The organism is Streptomyces sp. NPDC111606 (assembly GCF_055656945.1).
The window spans coordinates 50,736-76,510 of record NZ_JBVKBY010000013.1; the positions used below are offsets into that span (position 1 = coordinate 50,736).

Below are 25,775 nucleotides of genomic sequence, written 5' to 3' on the forward strand. Positions count from 1 at the left end.
CCGGCACACGGCTCCGGTGACAGACTGCGTCCGGTCAATCCCCGCGGTTCACCCCGGCCAGACGATCGCCTGCACCTCGCTGTACGCGTGCAGGGCGTACGAGCCGACGTCCCGCCCGACTCCGCTCCTCTTGAACCCGCCGAACGGCGCCTCCATGTTGCGCCCGACGGTGTTCACGCCCACTCCCCCGGCCCGCAGCCGCCGAGCGACCCGGAAGGCGCGGGCGACGTCACCGGACCAGACGTAGTCGATCAGGCCGTAGTCCGTGTCGTTGGCGAGGGCGATGCCCTCTTCCTCGTCGTCGAAGGGGATCACGCAGACGACCGGCCCGAAGATCTCCTCCCGGGCGACCCGCATGTCGTTGGTGCAGTCCGCGAGCAGGGTCGGCGCCACGTAGAAACCCCGCTCGTACGGCGGCCGTTCACCTCCCGCCACCACCACGGCGCCTTCCTTCCGGCCCGTCTCGACGTACGACTCCACCCGGTCCCGGTGCTCCCCCGAGATCACCGGGCCGACGATCGTGGCGGCCTCGCGCGGGTCGCCGACCGTCAACCGGCGTGCGTACGCCGCCAGTTGCTCGACCAGCCGGTCGTACACGCCCCGCTGGGCCAGCACCCGCGTCGGCGCCGTGCAGATCTGCCCGCTGTAGAAGGAGAACGTCGTCCCGATCCCGGCCACGGCGGACCCCAGGTCGGCGTCGTCGAGGACGACCGCCGCGCCCTTCCCTCCCAGCTCCATCAACTGGCGTTTCATGTCCCGCCCGCACACCTCGGCGATGCGCTGCCCGACCGCCGTGGAGCCGGTGAAGCTCACCATGTCGACGTCCGGGGAGGAGACGGCCGCCTCGCCGACCGCCACGGAACGCCCGCAGACCACGTTCACCACACCCGCCGGCACCCCCGCCGCCTCCAGCGCCTCCGCCATCCGGTAGACGGACAGCGGATCCTGCGGGGCGGGCTTCACGACCACCGTGTTGCCCATGGCCAGCGCGGGCGCGATCTTGCCCGCCGGGTTGGCCCACGGGTTGTTGTACGACGTGATGCAGGTGACGACCCCGACGGGCTGGCGGACGGCCAGCGCACCCATCACACCGGCCTTCCCCATCGGCCCGGCCTCGTTGATCTGCGGCGGGATCGCCCACTCGGCGGGCTCCACGCGCGCGTAGCGCCGGAACCGGGCCGCCCCGACGCCCACCTGCATGCCCCGGGCCGTCCCCGTGGTCGCCCCGGTCTCGGCCTGGGCCAGTTCGGCATACGGCATCAGGTGGTCGCGGATGATGTCCGCCGCCCTCCCCAGCACGGCCGCCCGCTCCTCCGGCGAGGTACGCGACCACGGCCCGAAGGCCTCGCGGGCCGCGGCACAGGCCGCGTGCACCTGATCCCGCGACGCCTCCGGAGCCCACCCGACGGTCTCCTCGCTCGCCGGATCGACGACGGCGTAGTACCCGCCGTCCGGCTCCACCCACGAACCCCCGACGAACAACCGCTGCCGGTCGACGGCCTTGAAGCTCACCGGGTGGCCACCGTCCTGGTGTCCCGCCCCGAGCGCAGCACGCGCCCCGGCACGGCCCCGGTCACCACGTCGTCGCGGATCGCCTCGACGCCGTTGACCCAGACCGCCCGTACGCCGATCGCCTTGGAGTCCAGCCGCGGGCTGTCACCCGGCAGGTCGTGCACCAGAGTGGCCTTGCCGGCGTCGATCCGCTCCGGGTCGAAGAGGACCAGGTCCGCATGGAAGCCCTCCTGGACACGCCCCCGGTGACGGAGGCCGAACAGCCGGGCGGGGTCGTCGGTGAGCATCTTCACCGCCTGCTCGAGGCCGACCAGCTTCCGCCCGCGCAGACAGTCCCCGAGGAACCGGGTCGTGTACGGCGCCCCGCACATCCGGTCCAGATGCGCCCCGGCGTCCGAGCCGCCCAGCATGACGTCCTCGTGCCGCCAGGTCTCGGCGCGCAGCGCCCAGGAGTCGGGGTCGTTGTCGGTGGGCATCGGCCACAGGACCGTACGCAGATCGTCCGCCGCGCAGATCTCGACCAGGCACTCGAAGGGTTCCTGCCCGCGCTCGGCCGCGATGTCCTGCACGACCCGCCCGGTCAGCCCGCGGTTCGCCGCGCTGTAGGTGTCCCCGATGACGTATCGCCCGAAGTGGGTGAGCCGCCGGAAGACTCCCGCCTCCTTGGACCGGGCCCGCAGCAGCATCTCGGCCCGCACGTCCGGGTCACGGAGCTTGGCGATCCGCTCCTTGACGGGCAGCCCCAGGACCGGCCCCCACCCGGGGATCAGGTTCAGGGCGCAGAAGGTGCCCAGTGACATGTTCATCGGCGTGAGGATCGGCATGGTCAGCGCCACGATCCGGCCACCGGCCTTGCGGGCGCGTTCACTCGCCTCCAGCTGCCTGGGCACCCGCTCGGGAACCGCCGCGTCGATCGTGAGCACGTTCCAGTTCAGGGGGCGGCCCGCGACGGCGGTCATCTCCACGAAGAGGTCGATCTCGTCGTCGCTGAACTGGTCCAGGCAGCCCGCCACGATGGCCTCGATCTGCGTGCCCTCGTGCTCCCCGACGGCCCGTGCCAGGGCCAGCAACTCGGCCGGCCCGGCGTGCCGGGAGGCCACCGGCTTCCCGTCGCCGTCGGAGTGCGAGGTCGACTGGGTGGTGGACAGCCCCCAGGCCCCCGCCTCCATCGCCTCCCGCAACAGCCTCACCATCGCGGCCAGCTGCTCCGAGGAGGGCTGCCCGCCGACCGCGTCCGGCCCCATGACGTACCGCCGCAGCGCGCAGTGCCCCACCATGAAGCCCGCGTTGACCGCGATCCGCCCCTCCAGGGCGTCCAGATACTCCCCGAAGCTGTGCCAGCTCCAGGGCGCCCCCTCCTCCAGCGCCACCAGCGACATGCCCTCGACCTTGGACATCATCCGCCGCGTGTAGTCGGCGTCCTCGGGCCGCGCGGGGTTGAGAGGCGCCAGGGTGAACCCACAGTTCCCGCCGGCGACCGTGGTCACCCCGTGATTCAGGGACGGGGTGGCGTACGGATCCCAGAACAGCTGGGCGTCGTAGTGGGTGTGGGGATCGACGAACCCGGGGGCGAGGATCAGCCCGGCGGCGTCCTCGCTGGTGCGGGCTTCTTCGGTGATGGTCCCGAGGGCGGCGATACGGCCGTCCCGTACGCCGACGTCGGCGGTGTAGGCGGGCGCACCCGTCCCGTCGACGACGGTCGCGCCTTTGATGACGTGATCGAGCATGACGGCTCCTCCTCAAATTCCGGGTGCGGGCTGCGCCCCTCCAGGGGCACGGGGCTGTGTCGAATGCGGCTCCGCCGCGTGGGCGCGACCAGCCCCAACGCACCCGCAGTCGCGAACGGCCCGCAGCCCCACGGCGACTAGGCGCTCTGCCGGAAACGGGACGTCCGATGCACGGGATCCGTGTCGATCTTGGGAATCACGTGCTCCCCGATCAACCGAATCGTCCGCAGCGTCTCCTCCTTCGGCACCCCCACCGGCAACCCGAAGCTCAACTGATCGGCCCCGGCCTGCTCCCACCGCTTGCACTGCGTGAGCACCTCGTCCGGGTCCCCACAGATCAGCAACTCCTCCTCGATCAGCAGCTCCACGAACTCCGGCGTGTACGGGGGCAGCGTCTCCGGCCACACCGGGAACCCCTCGGGCCGGGGAAACGTGTCGTGGTACCGGAACACCAGCGACGGCAGATAGTGCAGCCCACCGTTCACGGCGGTCTCGATCGCCTCGGCGTGCGTCGGCGCGCAGATGGCCGTGGTCGTCACCATCACGTTGTCGTTGACGAAGTCACCGATCGGCTCGGCGTTCACGACAGCGGTCTTGTACTGCTCCAGCACCCACTCCATGTCGGAGACCTTCTGCACGCTGAAGCCGAGCACCCCGAGCCCCTTCTTCGCCGCCATCGCATACGACGGCGGCGACCCGGCGGCGTACCACATCGCGGGGTGCGACTTCCCGTACGGCTTGGGCAGCACCTTCCGCGGCGGCAGCGACCAGTGCTTGCCCTGGAAGCCGGCGTACTCGTCCTGGAGCCACATCTTGGGGAACTCGGCGATGGTCTCTTCCCAGATCTCCTTCGTGTAGTTCATATCGGTCACGCCCGGTATGAACCCGAGGATCTCGTGCGAGCCGGCGCCGCGCCCGCTGCCGAACTCGAAGCGGTTCTCGGTGAGGTGGTCGAGCATGGCGACCTTCTCGGCCACCTTGACCGGGTGGTTGACCTGGGCGAGCGGGTTGAAGATGCCGGACCCCAGATGGATCCGCTCCGTCGCGTGCGCCAGGTACCCCAGGTACACGTCGTTGGCGGAGAGGTGGGAGTACTCCTCCAGGAAGTGGTGCTCCGACGCCCAGGCGTACTTGAAGCCGGACTTGTCCGCCTGGATGACGTACTCGGTCTCCTCCATCAGCGCCTTGTGCTCGGCGAGCGGGTCGGTTTCGGCGCGCTTGCCCACGTATCCCTGTACAAAGAGCCCGAATTCCAAGGAGGTTCACCGTCCCCACGTCGTTTCTGACGTTCCGTCAGATTCACTTTCCGCCGACTGTGGCACCGCTCACGTGCACCGTCAATAGCTGACTGGCCATCAGATGACGCCCATGCGTCAGATGACGCTCACCCCGGCCAGCCAGCCGCCGTCGATCACGAAGGGCTGCCCGGTGACGTACGAGGAGTCGTCCGACATCAGGAACAGCGCGAGCCGGGCCACCTCCTCCGGCCGTCCGATCCGCCCCAGAGGCACGAGCTTGCGGTAGAGCCCGTCGAGGGCCTTCGAGGTCTCCTCGGGGTCCGCGCCCGGGTCCAGATGGGCCGGGTTGGACATGGCGGTGTCGATCGCGCCCGGGCACATCGCGTTGACCCGGATGCCGCGCGGCGCCAGTTCCAGCGCGGCGACGCGGGTGAGGCCGAGGATGGCGTGCTTGGTGGCCGCGTACGTGCCGACGGCCGCCATGCCCGTCACGGCAGTGTAGGAGGCGGTGTTCACGATGGTGCCGCCGTCCTCCATCTCGGGCGCGACCGTCTTGACGCCGAGAAAGCAGCCGACCTGGTTGACCCGCACGACCTGCATGAACTCGTCGAGAGGGGTGTCGACGAGGGAGTTGAAGCGCAGGATGCCGGCGTTGTTGACCAGCCCGTCGACCCGGCCGTACGCCCTCTTCGCGGCGGCCACCGCGGCCCGCCAGTGCGCCTCCTCCCCCACGTCGAGATGCGCGTACAGCGCGCCGATCTCCTTCGCGAGGGCCTCGCCCTGCTCGTCGAGCACATCGGCGACGACCACCTCGGCGCCCTCCTCCCGGAAGAGCCGCGCCTCCTGCTCACCCTGTCCGCGTGCCGCGCCGGTGACGATCACGACGCGGCCGTCCAGCTTGCCCATGGCTCACTCCAGTCACTGGTCGAGGTGCGGGGCGACCTCGGCCCCGAAGGCGGTTATCTGGTCCACGAGTTCGTCCCGGCTCCGGCAGCGGAAGCGCACCTGGATCTGATGCACGCCCATCGCGCGGTAGGCCCGCAGGGACTCGGCTAGCGCCTCCGGCGCACCGGTGATCGTCCGCCGCCCCACCTCCCAGTCGGGCCGGCCCACGTACAGCGGCTCGGTGATGGCGCCCACGACGATCGGCTTCTCGATGCCGGCCTCCGCGCGCAGCCTCCGCAGCGTGGCGATCTGTTCCGGCAGCCGGTCGCGCGGGTCGCCCTGCGGCAGCCAGCCGTCGCCCTTGAGCGCGGCCCGGCGTACGGCGGGGGGCGAGGATCCGCCGACCCAGACGGGTACGCGCGGCTGGGCGGGCCGGGGCAACTGGCCGAGCCCCCCGAAGTCGTAGAACTTCCCGTGGTGCTCGGGGAACTCCTCCGGCCCGAGCGCGGCGCGCAGGGCGTCGATCACCTCGTCGAGGACGGCCCCGCGCTGCCGGAAATCGTGCCCGAGCGCCTCGAACTCCTCGCGCACATGCCCGGCACCGACGCCGAGGATCAGGCGGCCGCCCGACAGGTGGTCCAGCGTGGCGTACTGCTTGGCGGTGGCCAGCGGATGGCGCAGGCCGACCACGGCGACATGGCTGAGCAGCCGGACGCGTTCGGTGACGGCGGCGAGGTGGGCCAGGGTGGCGACGGGGTCGTACCAGATCGTGCTCATCGCGGGCGCGAGACGGCGCGGGACGCCGACGTGGTCGCAGCTCGCGATGTAGTCGAAGCCGGCCCGGTCGGCGGCGACGGCGATCGCCCTCAGGTCGCCGGGACCGGCGGCCGCCTCCCAGGGCTCGGCGTAGATCGTGCTCTGGGACTGGACCGGGAGCTGCATCCCGAACAGCGTCCGCCCGTCCGGCGGGACTTGGATGGACACACACCCTCCTCGATCTGACGAACCGTCATATCCGTTCCGGGCGTCATCGTCGGGGCTGGCGCCGCAACAGACAAGGGGTGGACGCGGAACTGCTGCCGCCCGCGCGGGGCGCCCCGCCGGGCCTGTGGAATGTCGCGATCTTCGTCCGATTGACCCCAATCCGTCGTGTTCGTGTCTCAGGCAGGTCACCGGGTGAGGGCGGCCGGCGAGGGGTTCGTACTCGGCGGTGGCTGCCCGGGAGGTCCGGGCGCCGGGACAACGGGGAGACCGAGAATGATCCGCAACCGCATCGCCGCGATCGCCGCCACCACCGCCGCCGCGGCCCTGCTGCTGACCGCCTGCAACGGCACCGACACCGCCGCGTCCGGCGCCCGCGAGGGGGCCGCCGCCGCGCAGGGGAGCCTGAGCTTCACCAGCGGTTCGGCCAAGCAGAACAACGCGGCCCCCGGCACCGGCGACTGGGCCAACGGCCCGGGGAAGCCGGCGAGCAAGCCCGTCGCCAAGAAGTGGGTGCAGCTGAGCGCGGCCCGGGCGGGCGATCTGGACCCGGTCGTCGTCAACGGCGCCGGCTTCACCCTCTACCGCTTCGACAAGGACACCGCGAACCCGTCCAGGTCGAACTGCGCCGGCGAGTGCGCCACCACCTGGCCGCCGGTCCTCGTCGCCCCCGGCGGCAAGATCTTCATCGACGGTGTGGACAAGTCCGACGTGGGCGTCGTCAAGCGCGCCGACGGCAACCTGCAGGTGACCGTCGGCGGCTGGCCGGTCTACCGCTTCAGCAAGGACCTCAAGCCCGGTGACACCAACGGGCAGGGCGTGGGCGGGACTTGGTTCGGCGTGACGCCGGACGGCGAGAAGGCGGGAGCCGGGGCAGAGGACGGCGCCGGCGGCGAGGAGGGGGGCGCCGGTGACGGGCAGGACGGTGTGGCCCCCGCGACCGGCGTCACCCTCTCCGACGAGCCGAACTTCGGCGACCCCTCCGAGGGGCTGGCCGGGGCCGGGTGCCAGAACGTCGGCCGCGACGACTCCGCCTCCTCCCTCCAGGCCTCCGGCACCCTGAAGATCTGGTCCGAGAAGGACTGCAAGGGCGACTCCAAGGTGGTCCAGGGCAACATCGCCGACCTGGCCTCGGTCGACTTCGACGACAGGATCTCGTCGGTGTTCCTCGGCTGACGCCACCGGCCTGCCCACGAGTTGCGGCCTCGGTCCCTTCCCGGGACCGCGGCCTGCTCATGCCCTCCCGGGCCACAGCCCGTCGTCCGTCAGGCCCAGCAGCCCGATCGCGTTGCGCCGTACGATCCGGTCGACCACGTCCGGGTCCAGGTGCCCCATCTGCGCCTCGCCGACCTCGCGCGACTTCGGCCAGGTGGAGTCGGAGTGGGGGTAGTCGGTCTCGTACAGGACGTTTCCGACGCCGATCGAGTCCAGGTTCCTGAGCCCGAAGGCGTCGTCGAAGAAGCAGCCGTAGACGTGGTCGGCGAACAGTTCGGACGGCGGCCGGTGCACCTTGTCGGCGACCCCACCCCAGCCACGGTTCTCCTCCCACACCACATCGGCGCGCTCGAGGATGTACGGGATCCAGCCGATCTGCCCCTCGGCGTACATGACCTTGAGGTTCGGGAAGCGCTCGAACTTGCCGCTCATCAGCCAGTCGACCATCGAGAAGCAGCAGTTGGCGAAGGTGATGGTGGACCCGACGGCAGGCGGGGCGTCGGCCGAGGTGGAGGGCATCCGGCTGGACGAGCCGATGTGCATGGCGACGACGGTGCCGGTCTCGTCGCAGGCGGCGAGGAACGGGTCCCAGTAGTCGGTGTGGACGGACGGGAGCCCAAGGTGCGGGGGTATCTCGGAGAAGGCGACGGCCCGCACGCCCCGCGCGGCGTTGCGGCGGACCTCCGCGGCCGCCAGCTCGGCGTCCCACAGGGGGATGAGGGTGAGCGGGATGAGCCGGCCCTGCGCGGCGGGACCGCACCACTCCTCCACCATCCAGTCGTTGTACGCCTGGACGCCCAGCAGGCCCAGCTCGTGGTCCTGCGCCTCGGTGAAGGTCTGGCCGCAGAAGCGGGGGAAGGTCGGGAAACAGACCGCGGACTGGACGTGGTTGACGTCCATGTCGGCGAGGCGTGCGGGGACGTCGTAGGACCCCGGGCGCATCTGCTCGTAGGTGATGACCTCCAGCTTGATCTCGTCCCTGCTGTACCCGACGGCGGTGTCGAGGCGGGTCAGCGGCCGCTGCAGGTCCTCGTACACCCACCAGTCGCCGATGGGCCCGTCGTCGCCCGGCCGGCCCATGACGGGCTTGAACCGCCCGCCCAGGAAGGTCATTTCCTTCAGTGGCGCGCGGACTATGCGCGGCCCGGTGTCCTGGTACTTCTTCGGAAGCCGGTCCTGCCAGACCGTGGGCGGCTCGACCGTGTGGTCGTCGACGGAGATGATCAGGGGAAACGCGGTCTCGGTGTCCATGTCCGTCACGGTAGCGCCGATCTGACGGTCCGTCAGCTACACCGGAGCGGGTGGGGCGCGTCCGAGGAGCGGCCAACGCCGCGCGGAGAGCGTGTGAGGACCTTGTGATATCCCGCGCGCCTGGCTGTGATCACCCCCTCCACAGCTGACGCATCTGCCATGAACAAGGCAAACTGGCGGGGATGTAAACAGGTCCTAGGGGGACTGCGATGGACGGGGTACCGCGAGTGCCGGAGCAGAGGCGTCCCGGCTCCTCGGCAGATACGGCGGAGCAGGCGGCGGAGCTGCGCTTCGGTGTGCTCGGACCGGTACGCGCCTGGCGGGGCGAGGAACAGCTCCCCACCGGTTCCCCCCAGCAACGCGCCCTGCTCGCCGCCCTCCTGCTGCGCGAGGGCCGTACGGCGACCGCCGCGGAGCTGATCGACGCCCTGTGGGGCGAGGAGCCGCCCTCGCAGGCGCTGGCGGCGGTCCGGACGTATGCCTCCCGGCTGCGCAAGGTGCTGGACCCCGGGGTCCTGGTGAGCGAGTCGGGCGGCTACGCGGTGCGAGGCCTGGCCGAGGGCGCGCTGGACCTTGCGGCGGCCCAGGAGCTGGCGGCGGAGGCGGAGAAGGCGCGCAACGCCGGGGATCTGTGCCATGCCCGGGAGGTGCTGGGCCGGGCGCTGGCGCTGTGGGACGGGGAGGTCCTGGCCGGGGTCCCCGGGGCGTACGCGGAGGCCCAGCGGGTCCGTCTGGAGGAGTGGCGGCTGCAGTTGCTGGAGTCCCGCCTCGACATGGACCTGGAGCAGGGCTGCCACGCCGAGGCGGTCTCGGAGCTGACGGCGCTGACGGCGGAGCACCCGCTGCGCGAGCGGCTGCGTGAACTGCTGATGCTCGCGCTGTACCGCAGCGGGCGCCAGGCGGAGGCGCTGGCGGTGTACGCGGACACCCGCCGCCTGCTGGCGGACGAACTCGGCGTGGACCCACGTCCGGACCTGAAGGAACTCCAGCAGCGGATCCTGCAGGCCGACCCCGGCCTCGCGGAACCGTCGGCCCCGGTGGCCGACCCGCCGGTGATGCCGGTACGGCCCGCCCAGCTCCCGGCGACCGTGCCCGACTTCACGGGCCGCTCCGCCTTCGTCACCGAGCTGAGCGACGTCCTCGCCTCGTCCGAGGGCAGGGTGATGGCGGTGTCGGCGCTGGCGGGCATCGGCGGGGTCGGCAAGACGACGCTCGCCGTGCACGTGGCCCACCAGGCGCGCTCGGCCTTCCCCGACGGGCAGTTGTACGTCGACCTGCAGGGCGCGGGCCCGCGGGCGGCCGAGCCGGAGACGGTACTGGGGTCCTTCCTGAGGGCCCTGGGCACGGCGGACTCGGCCATTCCGGACTCGCTGGCCGAGCGCGCGGCCCTGTACCGCTCGGTCCTGGACGGCCGCCGGGTCCTGGTGCTGCTGGACAACGCCAGGGACGCCGCCCAGGTACGGCCGCTGCTGCCGGGCACCGAGGGCTGCGCGGCGCTGGTGACCTCCCGGGTCCGCATGGTCGACCTCGCGGGCGCCCACCTGGTCGACCTGGACGTGATGTCCCCGGACGAGGCGCTGTCCCTCTTCACGAAGATCGTCGGCGAGGAACGGGTGGCGTCCGAGCGGGAGGCCGCGCTGGACGTGGTCGCGGCGTGCGGCTTCCTGCCGTTGGCGATCCGCATCGCGGCGTCCCGCCTCGCGGCCCGCCGCACCTGGACCGTCTCGGTCCTCGCCGCCAAGCTCGCCGACGAACGGCGCCGACTGGACGAGCTCCAGGCCGGCGATCTCGCGGTCAAGGCCACGTTCGAACTCGGCTACGGCGCCCTGGACCCCGCCCAGGCCCGCGCCTTCCGCCTCCTGGGCCTCGCGGACGGCCCCGACATCTCCCTGGCCGCGGCCGCGGCGGTACTGGACCTACCGGCGGAGGACGCGGAGGACCTCCTGGAGTCCCTCGTCGACACGTCGCTGCTGGAGTCGGCGGCGGCGGGGCGGTACCGGTTCCACGATCTGGTGCGGCTCTACGCGCGTGCGTGTGCGGAAAGGGACGAACAGCCCCCGAGCGAGCGGGAGGATGCCCTGTCACGGTTGCTGGACTTCTATCTGGCGACCACCGCACAGGTGTATGCGATCGAGCACCCCGGGGACCGGCTGATCGACGACTTGGAGCCCACGAGCTATCCGGGGCTGCGTCTCACAGGGCAGGCGGCGGCGCTCGACTGGCTGTACACGGAGGCGGGGCAGCTCCTGGCCTGCGTACGGCAGGCGGCGGGGACCGACAGGCTGCGGCGGGCCGTCGATCTGCTCTGGGCGGCCAAGGACCTGACCGAGTCGGGGGCCAACTCGCATCAGTACGAGATGACGGCGAGAGCCACGTGCGGGGCCACCCGGGACTTCGGCAACGACCGGGCGGAGGGCAGGGCACGGACGGTTCTCAGCGATGTCCTCCTGGTCTCCGGGCGTATCCGGCAGGCGGAGGAGGAAGCGCGTGTCGCCATGGAGCTCGCGGCGAACGCGCACGACGCCACCGCCGTCAGCTGGGTGGCCAACAACCGGGGACTCATCTGTCTGCACGAGGGCCGGTTCGCCGACGGCAAGGTCTTCTTCGACCAGGCCCTCGAAGGTCTGCGAGCAGCGGGGAACCGGCCCTTCGAAGCCACCGCCCTGGGCAATCTGTCCCGGGCCTACCTGGGCATGGGCAACATCGCGAAGGCGGTGGAGATCGCCCAGCACGGTCTCGCCGCCCACATCGAGATCGGCCGGACCGTGCGCCTGGCCAACGGCCACTTCGCGCTGGGCGTCGCGCTCACTCGCGCGGGCCGCTACACCGAGGCGCTCAGCCGGTTCTGCGACGCCCTCGGCATTTTCAACGACCACCGGCAGCGGCTCTGGGAGGGCGTCACCCACTTCCGCATCGCCGAAGTGCACTTGGCCGACCGCCGCCCGGCCGCAGCCGCCCAGCACGCCGAACAGGCCCTCGCCCTCGGGTGCATCGGCGGTGACCGGATGCAGGGGAACGTCCTGACACTGCTGGGGCGCGCCCTCGCCACGCTCGGTCAGGCGGACCGGGCGCGGGCGTGCTGGCGCGAGGCGCTCAACCTCTACGAGCAGAACAGCGCTGCGGAGGCCGACGAGGTGCGGGCGCTGCTCACCTCGGCCGCTGCGGCGTAGACGTCGGACGGCGTAGAAGTACGGTGGCTCAGCGGGCCGTTGCGGGACGGCGTCCGCGTTCAGCGTTCGTTTATCCCGACCCGGCATGCTCGTACCAGTCAGACCGTCGCGTCGGGGGGCAGACGGTCCGGCCGGAGCCTGACCGGTTAATGTGCGGCTCCGAACGCCCGCCCGGCAATCCTCGGGGGAGTTTCCGGGCGGGCGTTCCTCACTCATCACCGAAAAAGAGGACCACGAGCCCATGAGCGACCAGAAGAAGGACGCGACCGTCTCTCCGCAGAACAACGCCATGCCGAGCGAGCCCGCCAAGGCCGAGGAGATCACCACCCTCAACAACGCCATGCCGAGCGAACCCGCCAAGGCCGAGGAGATCACCACCCTCAACAACGCCATGCCGGCCGGCCCCGCCGCACTGGACCTGAACGACAAGTAAGCCTCATCTCACGGGGATCGGCCGCGGCGGCGCGGAGGGGAGCCGCTGCGGCCGAGGTGTGTCCGGGGGCAGGGCCGGGGCATGGGGGGACCGGCGTCCGCCAAGGCTCTGTGCCCCGTTCCCCCTCCCGACACCCCGTCGTCGCACCCGCCCGCCAGGCTCGGGTGCCATGGCATCCGACCAGAGCGTGCCGGCCGGTCCCGGGCGGCCGTCGGCGATTGTCAGGTTCGTTCAGTTCGTGCCGTTGGCTGCGGTGGCTGTCGTGCTGCTCGACTCCGGCACCGACTTCTTCCCCGACGACCCGGTCGAGTCGGTCGTCGGGATCGTCACGCCGACGCGCCTCGCCCTGCTGGCCGGGCTGATCGCCCTCGTCGTTCGCGTACGGGGGCGGGCGCGGGCCCGGCTGCGGGACTTCAGGACGCGACTGGACGTGCCGGTCGGCCTGTTGGTCGTGGCCGCGGGGGCGACGACGTACCACGGCGGGCACGCTACGGCGCCCCTGCGCGGCCTGCTGACCGTCGTGTGCTGCTACTACCTGGTCGTCGGAGTGCGCCGTACGCAGACCGAGTCGTGGCGGGCGATCGGGATCCTCGCGCTGGCCGGCGTCGCGGCGGCCTCCACCACCGCCTTCTCCCAGGTGACCAACGAGACGCCGACCGGCTTCTGCCGGACGGGGCTGCTCACCGACGTCGCCTGTGACGCGGCCGGGGACGGCATCCTCATCCGGGCCACCGGAACCTTCTCCAACCCGAACCTGCTGGCCGCCTTCCTCGTGCTGCTCCTGCCGTTCGCGCTGCTCGCCGCCGTGTGCGTGGACGAGCGGACGGCCCGTACGGCGATCGTGGTGCTGGTCGTCATCGGATACGGGGCCCTGCTGACCACCTTCTCGCGTGCCGGGTACGTCGCAACTGCCGCCGGGCTTCTCGTGCTCGGCGGCGCCTACTGGATGGCACCGCGGCTCGCCGACCGGGCACAGCGCCGGCTGTTCGCCGCCCTGGGTGCCGTGGCCCTGCTCGCGGCGGCCGGCGCCATCTGGGCCGTGTCCCGGGCCGGGAACTCGCTGGGGGTGCGGGGACAGGCGTGGGAAGCCGCACTGCAGCTCGCCGCCGACAACCCCCTCGGCGTGGGGCTCGGGCGCTCCGGTGCCGTCATATCCGCCACCGCGCCGGGCGAGCGGGTCTTCGTCCACGCGCACAACCTCTGGCTCAACCAGCTGGTGGAGACGGGGCCTCTCGGGCTCCTCGCCATGACCGCGGTGGCCGTCGTCGCCCTGTCCTGCGCGGCCCGCGCCGCCCGAGCCAAGTCGGTCATCGGGACGGTCGGGCTGGCCTCGCTGACCGGGTTCTTCCTGGCGAGCATGATGGACCACCCGGCCAATCTGGACCGGATCGATGTGCTCTTCTGGTGCGTGCTCGCCGTCGTCATGGCCGAGGCGCCGGCCGGGTGGCGCCGCGGCTCCGGTACGCCCACGACTGTGGTCCCGGCGCAGGTGAAGCGGCCCCGGCACGGGCCCCAGCGCGTCGGTGCGGCGACCTGAGGGGCAGTCCCCGCGGTCCTACCCCGAGCGGCGGCGCGCCCCGCCCCGCAACTCCCCCTTCACCACCTTGCCGCTCGCGTTCCGCGGCAACTCCCCCAGGAACTCCACCGTCCGGGGCACCTTGTAGTTCGCCATCTCCCGCCGCGCCCAGGCGATCAGGTCGTCCCCGGTGAGCACCGCGCCGGGCCGCCGCACCACGTACGCCTTCCCGACCTCGCCCAGCCGTGCGTCGGGGACGCCGATCACCGCCACGTCCGCCACGTCGGGATGCAGGCCCAGGAGCTGTTCTATCTCCGCCGGGTAGGCGTTGAAGCCGCCGACGATGTACATGTCCTTGATGCGGTCGGTGATGTGCAGGTTGCCCGCCGCGTCCAGCACGCCCACATCGCCCGTGCGCAACCAGCCGTCCTCCGTCAGCACTTCGGCGGTGGCCGCCTCGTCCTCGTAGTAGCCGCGCATCACGTTGAAGCCGCGGACCAGGACCTCGCCGGGGGTGCCGGCCGGCGCCGGTCCGCCCGTCGGGCCGACCACTTGCACCTGAGTGCCCGGGATCGCGCGGCCCGACGTCGACGCGATGACCGACGGGTCGTCGCCGCGCCGGCACATCGTCACGATGCCGCTGGCCTCGGAGAGGCCGTATGCCGTGAGGACCGTCTCGACGCCGAGTTCCCCGCGCAGCCGCTCCACCAGTTGCAGAGGTACGACCGCCGCGCCCGTCACCACGAGCCGCAGCGCGGAGAGGTCGTGGGCGTCGCGGGCCGGGTGGTCCAGGAGGGACTGGTGCAGGGTGGGCGGGCCCGGCAGGACCGACACCCGTTCCGCCGCGATGTTCGCCAGGGCCGTGCCGACGTTGAAGACCGGCTGGGGGATCATCGTCGCGCCCCGCATCAGGCAGGCGATCACCCCGGCCTTGTAGCCGAAGGTGTGGAAGAACGGGTTCACGATGAGGTAGCGGTCGCCCCGCCGCAGTCCCGCCAGGTCGCTCCACACCTCGTAGGCACGCAGGGTCTGCGCGTGCGTGATGACCGCGCCCTTCGGGCGGCCCGTCGTGCCGGACGTGAAGACGATGTCCGAGGGGCAGGAGCCGTCCACGGCCTCGGCACGCGCGCGCACGTCCGCGGCGCTCACCCCGTCCCCGCTCGCCAGGAAGTCCTTCCAGGTACGGAAGTCCGCCGGGGCGTCGTCCGACAGCACGACCACCTGCTCCAGCTCCGGCAGTCCCGGCCCCTCCGCGACCGCCCTGCGCAGCGACGCCACATACGACGTCCCGAGGAACGTGCCCGTCACGAACAGCAGCCGCGCCCCGCTGCGCCGCAGCACATCGGCCGCCTCGGTGCCCTTGAAGCGGGTGTTCAGCGGCACCAGCACCGCCCCGGCCGACACCGCGCCCAGCGCCGACACGATCCAGTCGAGCGTGTTGGGTGCCCAGATGGCGACCCGGTCGCCCGGCGCGACGCCGTTCGCCAGGCAGGCCGCCGCCGATCGCTCGACGCGGGCGCCCAGTTCGGCGTACGAGATCCGCGTACGGCCCTCGACCACGGCCTCGACGTCCGCGAACCGCTCGGCCGCGGACCGGACGAGTTCCGGGATGCTGGCCCACTCCAAGTCACCGCGCACCACAGCCTCCAGACCCAGTAGCTGACTGTCCGTCAGATTAGCTGTAGCCTGACGCCCTGTCAGCAGCCGCTTCAGCATGCGGAGGTGCTCGCAGCATGACCGGAGTCAACGGACTCAAGGACGCCACCGCGATCGTCGGCATCGGACAGACGCCCTTCGCCAAGCGGCTCGGCGAGGACGAGAGAACCCTCGCCTGCCGTGCCGTCGCGGCCGCCCTGGACGACGCCGGCATAGCGCCGGGCGAGGTCGACGCGCTCGCCAGCTACACCATGGAGGAGACCGACGAGGTCGAGCTGGCGAAGGCCGTCGGCTTCGGTGACCTCACCTTCTTCAGCAAGGTGGGCTACGGGGGCGGCGGTTCGTGTGCCACGGTCGCGCATCTCGCCGCCGCCATCGCCGCCGGGCAGGCGACGGTCGGGGTCGCCTGGCGGTCCAGGAAGCGGGGCAGCGGTCCCCGGCCCTGGCGCAACACCACCGCTCAACTGCCCACACCCGCCCAGTGGACCCGGCCGTACGGCCTCCTGCGCCCCGCCGACGAGATCGCCATGCTCGCCCGCCGCTACATGCACGAGTACGGCGCGACGCGGGATCACCTCTTCAACGTCGCCCTCGCCTGCCGCAACCGGGCCAACCAGAACCCGGCCGCGGTGATGTACGAACGGCCCCTGACCCGCGAGATGTACATGACCTCCCGGTGGATCAGCGAGCCCCTGTGCCTCTTCGACAACTGCCTGGAGACCGACGGAGCCCTGGCGTGCGTGATCGTCAGCCGGGAGCGTGCCCGGGACTGCCGGCACACCCCCGTCTACGTCCATTCCGCCGCCCAAGGGCTGCCCGCCCAGCACCACGGCATGGTCAACTACTGGAACGACGACCCGCTCACGGGGCCCGCGTGGACCGCGGCCCGGCACCTGTGGAAGCACGCCGACTTCACTCCACAGGATGTGGACGTCGCCCAGATCTACGACGCGTTCACCGCTCTCATACCGCTCTCGCTGGAGGGGTACGGCTTCTGCGGGCGGGGCGAGGGCGGGGCGTTCACGGAAGGGGGCGCCCTGGAGATCGGCGGGCTGCTGCCCCTCAACACCGGGGGCGGCGGGCTCAGCGAGGCCTACGTCCACGGCTTCAACCTCATCAACGAAGGCGTCAAGCAGCTGCGTGGCACCAGCACCGCGCAGGTCCCCGACGCCACCACCTGTCTCGTCACCGCCGGCGAAGGCGTCCCCACCTCCGCGCTGCTCCTGAGGAGTTGATCGAAGGATGCTCTCCCCCGTAACCGACCCCGACGGCGCCCCCTTCTGGCAGTACGCCGCCCAGGGCGAGCTGCGCATCCAGGCCTGCGCCGACTGCGGCGAACTCCGCTTCCCGCCCCGCCCCTGCTGCCCGCACTGCCAGTCCTTCGCGAGCGAGTGGCGGCAGGTCGGCGGGCACGGCCGGATCTGGTCGTACGTCGTCCCCCATCCGCCCCTGCTGCCGGACTACGCGGAGCAGGCGCCGTACAACGTCGTGATCGTCGAACTCGCCGACGCGCCCCGCATCCGCCTGGTCGGCAACCTCGTCACGGAACCCGACGCCCCTCTCAACTCTCTGCCCCCGGACCGGATCCGCATCGGCGCCAAGGTCCAGGCCGTCTTCAGCGGGTCCGGCCTTGTGCAGTGGGTCCTGGAGCGGCCGTGAACCCCGCCGTCAGGACCGAGACCGACAAGGACACCGGCGTCGCCGTCGTCACTCTCGACCGGCCGGAGCGCCTCAACGCCATCGACCTCGCCATGCGCGACGAACTGGTCGCGGCGTGGCGGGAGTTGCGGTTCGACGACACCGTACGGGCCGTCGTGCTCACCGGGGCCGGGGAGCGGGCCTTCTGCACCGGGCTGGACCGGGAGGCCGTCGTCCCGCAGCCCAGCTCGCCGTACATGACCGACGATCCGCTGCTGCGGGTCGGGCCGAAGGCGAACGACCTGTGGAAGCCGGTCGTCGCCGCCGTGCGGGGCATGGCCTGCGGGGGCGCCTTCTACCTCCTGGGCGAGGCGGACTTCCTCGTCGCCGACCCGAGCGCCACCTTCTTCGACCCGCACACCACCTACGGCATGGTCAGCGCCTACGAGTCGATGCTGATGGCGCTGCGCATGCCGTACGCAGAGGCCGCGCGGATGGCGCTCATGGGCAGCGCGGAGCGGATGTCGGCGCGACGGGCGCACGAGATCGGATTCGTGTCGGACGTCACCGAGCCCGGCGGGGCGCTGGCCGGCGCGGTCGACTGTGCCGTCGTCATCGCCGGGTACCCCCCGGAGGGTGTGCAGGGGACCGTACGGGCGCTGTGGGCGGCCAAGGAGGCCGCCCTGGCCCACGCCTTCGCCCAGGCACCGCACCTGATTGCCCTCGGCAACCTGCCGGGTGAACGGCAGACGGAGCTGTTCCGGGCGCGGCGCCGCGACCACCGGGTTCGGTGAGCTACTCCGCCGTGCGCGTCACGTCACCCAGTTCGCAGGTGACGCCGCTGGTGCCGGCCCCGGCATCCGGGACGTACGCGGCGGCCACGTCCAGCGTGTCCGTGGAGCCCGGCGAGACGTACGGGATGGTGGACGCGCTGGTGCGCACGGAACCGCCGGACGGGTCCTTGAACGTGACGCCGAACTCGTAGGTGTACGTCGTGACGCTGCTGGAGTTGGTGGCCTCGACCCGGGCGACGATGCCGCGGCTCTCGTCGAACACACAGCTCTGGATCTTCACGTCCTGGGTGGCCTCGGCGGTCGCCGTCGCGTCGGCGCCCGAGCCACCGGTGGACGAGTAGTCGTCGTCATCGTCGTCGTAGTGCGTGCTGCCACCACTCGTGCCGCCCGAACTGCTCGACGAGCTGCCGGAGTTCGAGTTGCTGTCGCAGCCACCGCCGCTGGAGTGCCGTGCGCCCGTCAGGGCCACGACGACCCCCACGCAGACGGCCACAGCGCGGACATGGCGAAGCTTCACGTGGTCAACCCCCGTTGTCGTGATCGTGAGCACGTCACGTTAGCAGCGGCCGCATGGCAGGAACCGCTTACCCGGCGTAACGTCTCGTGCAAGAGCGGTGAAGATGGCCGCCCTTCGCGGACGGCCGCCGTCCGGACCCTTCCGTGCGCCGGTACGACGGCCGTCACAAGCGATGCCTACGCGGTGCGGGCCGTGCCCGTGCCCTTCTCGGCGTCCAGGGCGTACACACAGCGGTCCTTGCTGCACGCGTACACGACGCCGTCCTGCACCACGGGCGAGCCGGTGATCTCGCCACCGGTCGCGAGCTTCCAGCGCAGCCGGCCGTCGTCGGCCTTCAGGGTGTAGAGCAGGTGGTCGGTGGAGCCGAAGTGGATCCGGCCCTCCGCCACCGAAGGCGCGCCCACGATGTCGCCGCCCGCCTGGAAACGCCACTTCGGCGTCCCGGTGACGGCATCCAGGGTGTAGAGCCCCTTGCCGCTGCCGACGTGGACGTGGCCCCCGGCCACCAGCACCGGATCGATCGAGGCGCGGGCCTCGGTGGCGATGCGCCAGCGATCGCGGCCGTCGGTGGCGTCCAGGGCGTAGACCGTGCCGAGGTAGTCCGCGAGATACACGCCGCCGCCGGTCACCGCCGGGCCCGGCACGAAGGCCGGCGGGCACAGGAAGACCGCCGGGGCCTCGAAGTGCCAGCGGACCTGGCCGCTCACCACGTCGAGCGCGAGCACCCGCGTCCCGGCGGACACGTACACATAGCCGTCGTGCGCCTGCGCCACGCGCACCGGCACCCCGCCGCAGGAGGCGGCGTCGCCGATGGGGTACGACCAGCGCTCGTCGCCCGTCCGGGCGTCCAGGGCCTTCAGCCGGGCGTCCTGCCAGACGTACACCGTGCCGTCGTACAGCGCCGGTCCGGCCTCCGGGGACTCGAAGTCGGTCTGCGCCCCGGTGATCTCCCACAGTTTCTGGCCGTTGGAGGCCTCCCAGGCCTGGACACCGCCGCCGCGCGTGCCGGTGATGACCGTGCCGCGCTCGGCCTTGAGGGAGTACACCCAGGCGTCCGTCTGCAGACGCCAGAGGTCGGCGCCCTCACGGCAGTCCAGGGCGAACAGGGTCGGGCCGTCGGAGGCGTGGATACGGCCGTCGGCGACCGCCATCGACCAGGCGACGTCCCGCGTCTTGAAGCGGCGGCGGCCGGTGGCCACGTCCAGGGCGTGCACCTCGAAGGAGGTGACGTAGACGAGGTCGTCGGCGACGGAAGGGGTGCCCCAGACGTCGTTCGACATGCGGAAACGCCAGGGCCGCCAGCCGGCCGCCGGTTCGGGGGCCACCGGCGGCGGTGCCGGTACGGCGGGGCCGACGGCAGGGTCCGTGCCGTTGACGCCGGGGCGGGGCTTGGTCCAGGAGGCGACGAGGCCGGCTTGCGGCGGGGGCGCCTGCATGGCGGCGGCGCGGGCGTCGGCGACGCGGGGGCCGGGGCCGATGGGGACCGCGGCGCCGGCCAGCCGCACCGGGCCGGTGTCGGGGGCGCCGACCGGTACGGGCGCCGGTTGCGGGCCCGGAACCGCCGGGTCGTGCGCGGGCGGCGGCGGAACCGGCGCGGGGGCGATACGGCCCCCGCTGCGGCCGGAGGACGGCGCGGGCTTCACCGCCGGACGGCCGCCGCGCCGCGCCTCGATCAGGCCCACCGCGCGCTCGGGCAGCCACGCGGACGCCGTACCGCTGTCGTCGGTGCCGGAGCCGAAGAGGTGGGGGGCGAGCTGGGCCTGGAGGTCGGCCGGGTTGGGGCGGGCCGTGGCCTCCATCTGCATACAGGATTCGATCAGCGGGCGCAGCTCGTCCGGGAGGCCCTCGAGGTCGGGGCCCTCGCGCAGCAGCATGAAGACCGTCTCGACGGGGTTGGCACCGTGGAAGGGCGGGTGTCCGGTGGCGGCGAACACCAGCATCGAGCCGAGCGAGAAGACGTCGCTCGCGCCGGTCACGCTGCGGGAGTCCTTCGCCTGCTCGGGCGACATGTAGGCGGGGGTACCGACGGCGACGTTGGTCATGGTCAAACGGGTGTTCGACACGCCGGACGCGATTCCGAAGTCGATGACTCTGGGGCCGTCCTCGACCACGAGCACGTTGGACGGCTTGAGGTCGCGGTGGACGAGACCGGCGCCGTGGATCGACTGCAGGGCCTCCGCCACACCGGCCGCCAGCCAGCGCACCGCCTGGGCCGGGAGCGGCCCGCACTCGTTCACTATCTCCTCGAGGGAGGGCGCGGGGACGTACGCGGTGGCCAGCCACGGCACGGCCGCCCGCGGGTCGGCGTCGACGACCGCCGCCGTGTAGAAGCCGGAGACCGCCCGGGCCGCCTCCACCTCACGCGTGAAGCGGACGCGGAACAGCTGGTCCTCGGCGAGTTCCGTACGGACCGTCTTGATCGCCACGCGCCGCCCGGACGCCGAGCGCGCAAGATAGACCAGCCCCATGCCGCCGGCACCCAGCCGTCCGAGCACCTCGAACGGCCCGATCCTGCGCGGATCGTGCTGCGTCAGCTGATCCACCACTCTGCCTGCCACCTCCCCGTACGGGCCCCGTCATCCGCTTATGTACGCGACCCCGTGCAGCGTCTCACCACCGCACCGCCTTGGCGGCACGCACCCCGATTCTTCCTGTCCGGAGGCGTGGTGGCGAACCCGCGGGCGGAACGGGGTGTCTTGGGACAAAACCACAGCCCGTCGCCCCGCGGAAGCGCGGTTTCGCATAGTGGGACGCCTGAGCCACCCGGGGCAGGAGTGCCGTCAGTCCTTGGCAACCCGCTCCAGAACCGCGAAGGACGCCCCCTGATCGTCGGTCACCACGGCGGCCCTCCCGTACGACGTTTCGAAGGGCGGCACCTGGATCCGCCCGCCGAGCCGGTTCACCGTGCCGAGGATCTCCTCACAGTCCGTGACCCGGAAGTGGACGAGGAAGTGGGGCGGCATCATCGCCGAGAAGCGCTCCGCGACCGCCGCCCGCCCGAAGTCCGGCTTCGCGTCCGGCCCGAACAGGGCGTCGGCGAAGAGCCCGCCGTAGAAGTCGTTGGCGACCTCGATGTCCCGCGCGTACAGCTCCACCCAGCCGAAGGTGCCGGCCTCGTGCCGCCGCCCGAAGCCCGGATGTTCGCCCTCCTGCCACAGCCCGAAGACGGCACCCTCGGGGTCGGTGACCAGCGCGGCCGTCCCGAGGCCCGCCCCGACCTCCACGGGCGCGGTGACCACCTGTCCCCCGGCGGTGCGGATCCGCCCGGTCAGCGCCCGCGCGTCCGGGGTGGCGAAGTACACCGTCCACACGGTGGGCATCCGCCCGTCCGTCTTGCGGGAGAGGGCGGCCACCCGATCGCCGTCCAGCCGGGCCCATACGGTGGAGTCGTAGGCCTCCTCGAAGTCCCACCCGAAGAGCTCACCGTAGAAGCGCTTGCCCGCCTGCACATCGGCGAGCTGCGCCTCGACCCAGCACGGAACGCCCTCCGTGTATCCCGTTCCGTTCGCGGATGCCCTGTTTTCGGCCATGCGGCAAAAGTAACGGCGTCCCACGCACCTCGCAGACCAGGCACACCAGTCTCGCGATCCCCGTGCACCCCATTTGCAGTCGGCCGAATCGCGCCCCGATCACGCCTCGGTAAGCTGACGACATGACAGGACAAGTGCGTACCGTCGACGGCCGCGTGGCCGGCCGGCGTGGGCAGGCGACCCGGCAGAAGCTGCTCGACTGCCTCAGCGAGATGCTCAGCTCCTCCCCGTACCGCGACGTCAAAGTCATAGATGTCGCGCGGAAGGCGGGCACTTCGCCCGCCACCTTCTACCAGTACTTCCCGGACGTCGAGGGTGCCGTCCTGGAGATCGCGGACCAAATGGCCACCGAGGGCGCCGGGTTGACCGAGCTCGTGGAGGGCCGCAGCTGGGTCGGCAAGGCCGGCTGGCAGACGGCTCAGGAACTCGTCGACGGATTCCTGGAGTTCTGGCGGCGAAACGACGCGATCCTGCGGGTCGTCGACCTCGGTGCGTCCGAGGGGGACAAACGCTTCTACAAGATCCGCATGAAGATCCTGAACTCGGTCAACAACTCCCTGGCCGAGTCGGTCACTCAGTTGCAGGCCAAGGGCAAGGTCGACAAGGACGTCAACCCGGCCGCGGTCGCGGGTTCGATCGTCGCGATGCTCGCGGCGGTGGCCTCGCACCAGAAGGGTTTCCAGACCTGGGGCGTCAAGCAGGCCGAACTCAAGCCGAACCTCGCCCTGTTGGTACATCTGGGTGTGACCGGCAAGAAGCCGACGAAGTAGCTCCCCGATTTGAGCAAGTCCTGTCTGGCAGGCGGCGACTCACCCGACGTGGGCCGCCGCCTGCCGTCCTATTCGGGCAGCGGACGATCCCGTACGACGTGCTTCATCACCAGCGTCGAGGTGAGCCGCTGCACTCCCGGCAGGGTCGCCAGCCGCTCGTCGTACAGCCGCTGGAAGGCAGCGAGGTCGGCGGTGGCCACCCGCAGCAGATAGTCGGGTTCCCCGAACAGCCTTTGTGCGTCCAGGACATGAGGGATGTCCGCGATCGCACGCTCGAATTCGGCGACCGTGTCCCGGTCCTCCTGCCGCATGGACACGAAGACCAGCGCCTCGAAGGTCAGCCCCACCGCCGCCGGCTCCACCACGGCCCGGTAGCCGCTGATCGCCCCCGAGCGCTCCAGTTCCCGCAGCCGCCGGTGGCACGGCGAGACGCTCAGCCGCACCCGCCCGGCCAGCTCGGTCACGGTCAGCCGCCCATCCTGCTGCAGCTCGGCAAGAATCTTCCGGTCCACGTCGTCCATGAAGAAGATATTTGCTCACAACCCGCGATCATGAGCAAACTTCGACAACACTTTCGGGCCATTCCCGCCTAATGTCCCTACTATGGACTCCGGACTGCTCCTTTCCTTCCTCGCCATCGACCTGCTGCTCGTCTGCGTACCGGGCGCCGACTGGGCGTACGCGATCTCCGCCGGGCTGCGCGAGCGCTCACCGCTGATGGCGGTGACGGGTCTGGTCACCGGGTACGCACTGCACACGGTCCTCGCGGTGGCCGGCCTCGCGGTGCTGGTGGCGAGCGAGCCGGGTCTGCTGACCGCGCTGACGGCGGCCGGTGCCGCGTACCTGGTGTGGCTGGGCTGGAGCGTGCTGCGCCGCCCGGGCACACCGGGGGCCTCCGAGGAGGCCGTGGCCCCGAGCAGCCCGGCCCGCGTCTTCCTGCGCGGCGCCACGATCAGCGGCCTCAACCCCAAGGGCCTGCTGCTCTACCTCTCGGTCCTGCCCCAGTTCCTGGTGACCAAGGGCGACCACCTACCGGTCCCCGCCCAGACCGCCGTACTCGGCCTGCTCCACATGGCGTGCTGCGCCGCCGTCTACCTGACCGTGGGCCTGGCCGCCCGCGCCGTCCTCGGCGCCCGCCCGGCCGCGGCACGGGCGGTCACCCGCACGTCCGGCGCGGCGATGCTCGGAATCGGCGCCTTCCTGCTGGTGCAGCGCCTGGCGACGCTATGACCTGCGGACGATCCTGATGAGCCGGATCTCGCGCTCCACCCGCGCCTGATACGTCGCATACGGCGGCCAGAACCCCAACGCGGTCTTCCACACCGCCGCCCGTTCCTCCCCCTCCAGCAGCCGGGCCGTGACGGGGACGTCCTGGCCCTTCCAGCTGACCTCGGCGTCGGGATGGGTGAGGAGGTTGTGGGTCCAGGCGGGGTGGCCGGCGCGGCCGAAGTTGGAGCCGACCAGGATCCAGGAACGGCCGTCCTCCTCGGGCATGCACGCCAGCGGCGTCCGCCGGGGCAGGCCGCTGCGGGCGCCGGTGGAGGTCAGGATCACGCCGGGCAGCATCTGGGCGCTGAGCAGCACCTTCCCGCGGGTGACCCGGTGTACGGCACGGTCGAGGACGGGGATGACGTACGGGGCGACCTTGGCGAAGCCACGCGTCGAGGACACCTTCTGCACCGCGCGCACGACCACGGGGACCCGGATCACACCGCCACCTCCTGGGCGTCGGACATCTCGAAGAGCGGGGCCGCCTCGGCGGCGCGCGCCCGCAGCCGGTGCACCGGACCGAAGAGCAGCTCGTCGCCGGCGGCCCGCTTGAAGTACAGGTGCGCCTCGTGCTCCCAGGTGAAACCGATGCCGCCGTGCAGCTGGATCCCCTCGGCGGACGCCACCCGCAGCGCCTCCAGGGCCTGCGCGAGCCCGAGCCCGCCGACCCGTTCCTCGTGGGTGACCGCCCAGGCCGCGTAATAGGCCGCCGAGCGTGCCGCCTGCACCTGCACGTACACGTCCGCCAACCGGTGCTTCACCGCCTGGAAGGACCCGATCGCCCGCCCGAACTGCTCCCGCTGCCCCACGTACTCCACGGTCCGCTCCAGCGCCCGGTCCGCGGCGCCCACGGCCTCACAGGCGAGGACGGCGGCGACCGCGTCCCCCGCACCGGCCAGGGCACTCAGCACGCCGGTACCGTCTTCCTTCCCCAGCAACTCGGCCGCCACGTCCCGCAGTTGCACCCGCCCCTGCGGCCGGGTGGCGTCCAGGGCGGTCTGCCGCACCCGGACGACCCCCGCCGCGTCCCCCGGCACCAGGAACAGCAGCGTCCGTGACTTGGCGAACCCCCCGGCGTGCGCGGCGACCAGAAGCAGCCCCGCGCTGTGCCCGTCCAGCACCTGGTCGACCTGCCCGTACAGCCGCCAGCCGCCCTCCACCCGCCGCGCCTGCACGCCGCCGGCACGTCCGCCGCCGGCCCAGTCACCCCCGTTGTCGCCGGTCAGGGCGAGCGCGGCGGCCAGCGCGGTGCCCGGGACGGCGAGGGTGGCGGTGAGCGTGCCGGAGGCGAGGCGGGGCAGCAGGGCGGCGTGCTGGGTCTCGGTGCCGAGGGCGGCGATCAGGGGTGCGGCGAGGACGGCGGTGGCGAGCAGCGGGGAGGGGGCCAGCGCACGGCCCGTCTCCTCGCAGGCGAGGGCGAGTTCGGTCGCCGTGCAGCCGACACCGCCGTACGCCTCGGGAAGGGCGAGCCCGGGCAGGCCGAGCTCTTCGGCGAGGGCGGTCCACAGGGCCGGGTCGTGGCCGGCGGGGGTGTCGACGGCGGCGCGCAGTTCGCGGGGACCGCAGCGGCTGTGGAGCAGCTCGCGGAGGGTGCGGCGAATCTCGTCCTGCTCGGGGGTGAAGCTGGCGTCCATGGCTCTTCCCTCCGTATCTGACGGGCCGTCATATTAGGA

22 protein-coding genes are annotated in these 25,775 nt (G+C 71.8%); 9 read left to right on the forward strand and 13 right to left on the reverse strand.

The features are described 5' to 3' along the window. Positions 1-48 precede the first annotated feature (48 nt). From ACZ7M7_RS36610 to ACZ7M7_RS36630, 5 genes are all read right to left on the reverse strand, one after another. Complete coding sequence (locus tag ACZ7M7_RS36610; protein ID WP_472124630.1) at positions 49-1,512, reverse strand: aldehyde dehydrogenase family protein; 1,464 nt, start codon at positions 1,510-1,512, stop codon at positions 49-51. Further along, positions 1,509-3,239, reverse strand: coding sequence for an N-acyl-D-amino-acid deacylase family protein (locus ACZ7M7_RS36615; RefSeq protein ID WP_383626822.1), 1,731 nt, complete (start codon positions 3,237-3,239; stop codon positions 1,509-1,511). The genes ACZ7M7_RS36610 and ACZ7M7_RS36615 overlap by 4 nt, the downstream gene beginning before the upstream one ends. A gap of 137 nt (positions 3,240-3,376) precedes the next feature. After that, positions 3,377-4,495 (reverse strand): LLM class flavin-dependent oxidoreductase, encoded by a 1,119-nt coding sequence (locus ACZ7M7_RS36620; RefSeq protein ID WP_383606576.1) that lies wholly within the window; start codon positions 4,493-4,495, stop codon positions 3,377-3,379. A 117-nt stretch (positions 4,496-4,612) separates the two neighbouring features. Then, positions 4,613-5,383 (reverse strand): SDR family NAD(P)-dependent oxidoreductase, encoded by a 771-nt coding sequence (locus ACZ7M7_RS36625; RefSeq protein ID WP_472124633.1) that lies wholly within the window; start codon positions 5,381-5,383, stop codon positions 4,613-4,615. A gap of 12 nt (positions 5,384-5,395) precedes the next feature. Continuing rightward, positions 5,396-6,304 carry an LLM class F420-dependent oxidoreductase gene (locus ACZ7M7_RS36630; protein ID WP_472125068.1) on the reverse strand — a complete coding sequence of 303 codons (909 nt, stop codon included), beginning with the start codon at positions 6,302-6,304 and terminating at the stop codon, positions 5,396-5,398. A gap of 315 nt (positions 6,305-6,619) precedes the next feature. On the opposite strand from ACZ7M7_RS36630, the gene ACZ7M7_RS36635 reads away from it, so the two are divergent. Beyond that, positions 6,620-7,519 (forward strand): hypothetical protein, encoded by a 900-nt coding sequence (locus ACZ7M7_RS36635; RefSeq protein ID WP_472124636.1) that lies wholly within the window; start codon positions 6,620-6,622, stop codon positions 7,517-7,519. Positions 7,520-7,576: 57 nt separating this feature from the next. Here ACZ7M7_RS36635 and ACZ7M7_RS36640 read toward each other — a convergent pair whose 3' ends face one another. Then, positions 7,577-8,809, reverse strand: coding sequence for an amidohydrolase family protein (locus ACZ7M7_RS36640; RefSeq protein WP_427845403.1), 1,233 nt, complete (start codon positions 8,807-8,809; stop codon positions 7,577-7,579). Between the two features lie 209 nt (positions 8,810-9,018). Here ACZ7M7_RS36640 and afsR point away from each other — a divergent pair, with 209 nt between their 5' ends. The 3 genes from afsR (at position 9,019) to ACZ7M7_RS36655 (ending at position 13,949) form a co-directional block, all read left to right on the forward strand. Next, on the forward strand, positions 9,019-11,979 hold the full coding sequence (gene afsR, locus ACZ7M7_RS36645; protein WP_451167287.1) for an SARP-family global regulator AfsR: 2,961 nt from the start codon (positions 9,019-9,021) through the stop codon (positions 11,977-11,979). A gap of 241 nt (positions 11,980-12,220) precedes the next feature. Further along, positions 12,221-12,412, forward strand: a complete 192-nt coding sequence (gene afsS / locus ACZ7M7_RS36650) for a regulatory protein AfsS (protein WP_383606590.1) — start codon at positions 12,221-12,223, stop codon at positions 12,410-12,412. A 169-nt stretch (positions 12,413-12,581) separates the two neighbouring features. Continuing rightward, positions 12,582-13,949, forward strand: a complete 1,368-nt coding sequence (locus tag ACZ7M7_RS36655; RefSeq protein WP_472124640.1) for an O-antigen ligase family protein — start codon at positions 12,582-12,584, stop codon at positions 13,947-13,949. Positions 13,950-13,967: 18 nt separating this feature from the next. Here ACZ7M7_RS36655 and ACZ7M7_RS36660 read toward each other — a convergent pair whose 3' ends face one another. After that, on the reverse strand, positions 13,968-15,566 hold the full coding sequence (locus ACZ7M7_RS36660) for a FadD3 family acyl-CoA ligase (protein WP_472124643.1): 1,599 nt from the start codon (positions 15,564-15,566) through the stop codon (positions 13,968-13,970). 95 nt (positions 15,567-15,661) lie between these two features. Between ACZ7M7_RS36660 and ACZ7M7_RS36665 the strand changes: the two genes are divergently transcribed. The 3 genes from ACZ7M7_RS36665 to ACZ7M7_RS36675 are packed head-to-tail and all read left to right on the forward strand — an operon-like array spanning position 15,662 to position 18,016. Next, complete coding sequence (locus ACZ7M7_RS36665; protein WP_383626834.1) at positions 15,662-16,819, forward strand: lipid-transfer protein; 1,158 nt, start codon at positions 15,662-15,664, stop codon at positions 16,817-16,819. A gap of 7 nt (positions 16,820-16,826) precedes the next feature. Further along, positions 16,827-17,243 carry a Zn-ribbon domain-containing OB-fold protein gene (locus tag ACZ7M7_RS36670; RefSeq protein WP_383606602.1) on the forward strand — a complete coding sequence of 139 codons (417 nt, stop codon included), beginning with the start codon at positions 16,827-16,829 and terminating at the stop codon, positions 17,241-17,243. Further along, the gene (locus ACZ7M7_RS36675; protein WP_472124647.1) at positions 17,240-18,016 is read left to right on the forward strand and encodes an enoyl-CoA hydratase/isomerase family protein; all 777 of its coding nucleotides are present in this window, start codon (positions 17,240-17,242) and stop codon (positions 18,014-18,016) included. The genes ACZ7M7_RS36670 and ACZ7M7_RS36675 overlap by 4 nt, the downstream gene beginning before the upstream one ends. A 1-nt stretch (position 18,017) precedes the next feature. Here ACZ7M7_RS36675 and ACZ7M7_RS36680 read toward each other — a convergent pair whose 3' ends face one another. From ACZ7M7_RS36680 to kbpA, 3 genes are all read right to left on the reverse strand, one after another. Next, positions 18,018-18,533: a hypothetical protein gene (locus ACZ7M7_RS36680; protein ID WP_472124650.1), complete on the reverse strand. Its 516-nt coding sequence runs from the start codon at positions 18,531-18,533 to the stop codon at positions 18,018-18,020. 176 nt (positions 18,534-18,709) lie between these two features. After that, a complete protein-coding gene (gene afsK, locus ACZ7M7_RS36685; protein ID WP_472124652.1) occupies positions 18,710-21,079 on the reverse strand; it encodes a protein serine/threonine kinase AfsK in 2,370 nt (789 codons plus the stop codon). Between the two features lie 234 nt (positions 21,080-21,313). Next, complete coding sequence (kbpA, locus tag ACZ7M7_RS36690) at positions 21,314-22,063, reverse strand: AfsK-binding protein KbpA (protein ID WP_472124655.1); 750 nt, start codon at positions 22,061-22,063, stop codon at positions 21,314-21,316. Between the two features lie 122 nt (positions 22,064-22,185). Here kbpA and ACZ7M7_RS36695 point away from each other — a divergent pair, with 122 nt between their 5' ends. Further along, positions 22,186-22,833, forward strand: coding sequence for a TetR family transcriptional regulator (locus ACZ7M7_RS36695; protein ID WP_369271723.1), 648 nt, complete (start codon positions 22,186-22,188; stop codon positions 22,831-22,833). A 68-nt stretch (positions 22,834-22,901) separates the two neighbouring features. Here ACZ7M7_RS36695 and ACZ7M7_RS36700 read toward each other — a convergent pair whose 3' ends face one another. Continuing rightward, positions 22,902-23,354, reverse strand: coding sequence for an Lrp/AsnC family transcriptional regulator (locus tag ACZ7M7_RS36700; RefSeq protein WP_274240023.1), 453 nt, complete (start codon positions 23,352-23,354; stop codon positions 22,902-22,904). 82 nt (positions 23,355-23,436) lie between these two features. On the opposite strand from ACZ7M7_RS36700, the gene ACZ7M7_RS36705 reads away from it, so the two are divergent. Then, on the forward strand, positions 23,437-24,063 hold the full coding sequence (locus tag ACZ7M7_RS36705) for a LysE family translocator (RefSeq protein ID WP_472124659.1): 627 nt from the start codon (positions 23,437-23,439) through the stop codon (positions 24,061-24,063). Here the strand turns inward: ACZ7M7_RS36705 and ACZ7M7_RS36710 are convergent. Beyond that, a complete protein-coding gene (locus ACZ7M7_RS36710) occupies positions 24,058-24,543 on the reverse strand; it encodes a nitroreductase/quinone reductase family protein (RefSeq protein ID WP_472124662.1) in 486 nt (161 codons plus the stop codon). The two genes, ACZ7M7_RS36705 and ACZ7M7_RS36710, sit on opposite strands and share 6 nt — an antisense overlap. Then, the gene (locus ACZ7M7_RS36715; RefSeq protein WP_472124665.1) at positions 24,540-25,736 is read right to left on the reverse strand and encodes an acyl-CoA dehydrogenase family protein; all 1,197 of its coding nucleotides are present in this window, start codon (positions 25,734-25,736) and stop codon (positions 24,540-24,542) included. The genes ACZ7M7_RS36710 and ACZ7M7_RS36715 overlap by 4 nt, the downstream gene beginning before the upstream one ends. Positions 25,737-25,775: the final 39 nt, after the last annotated feature.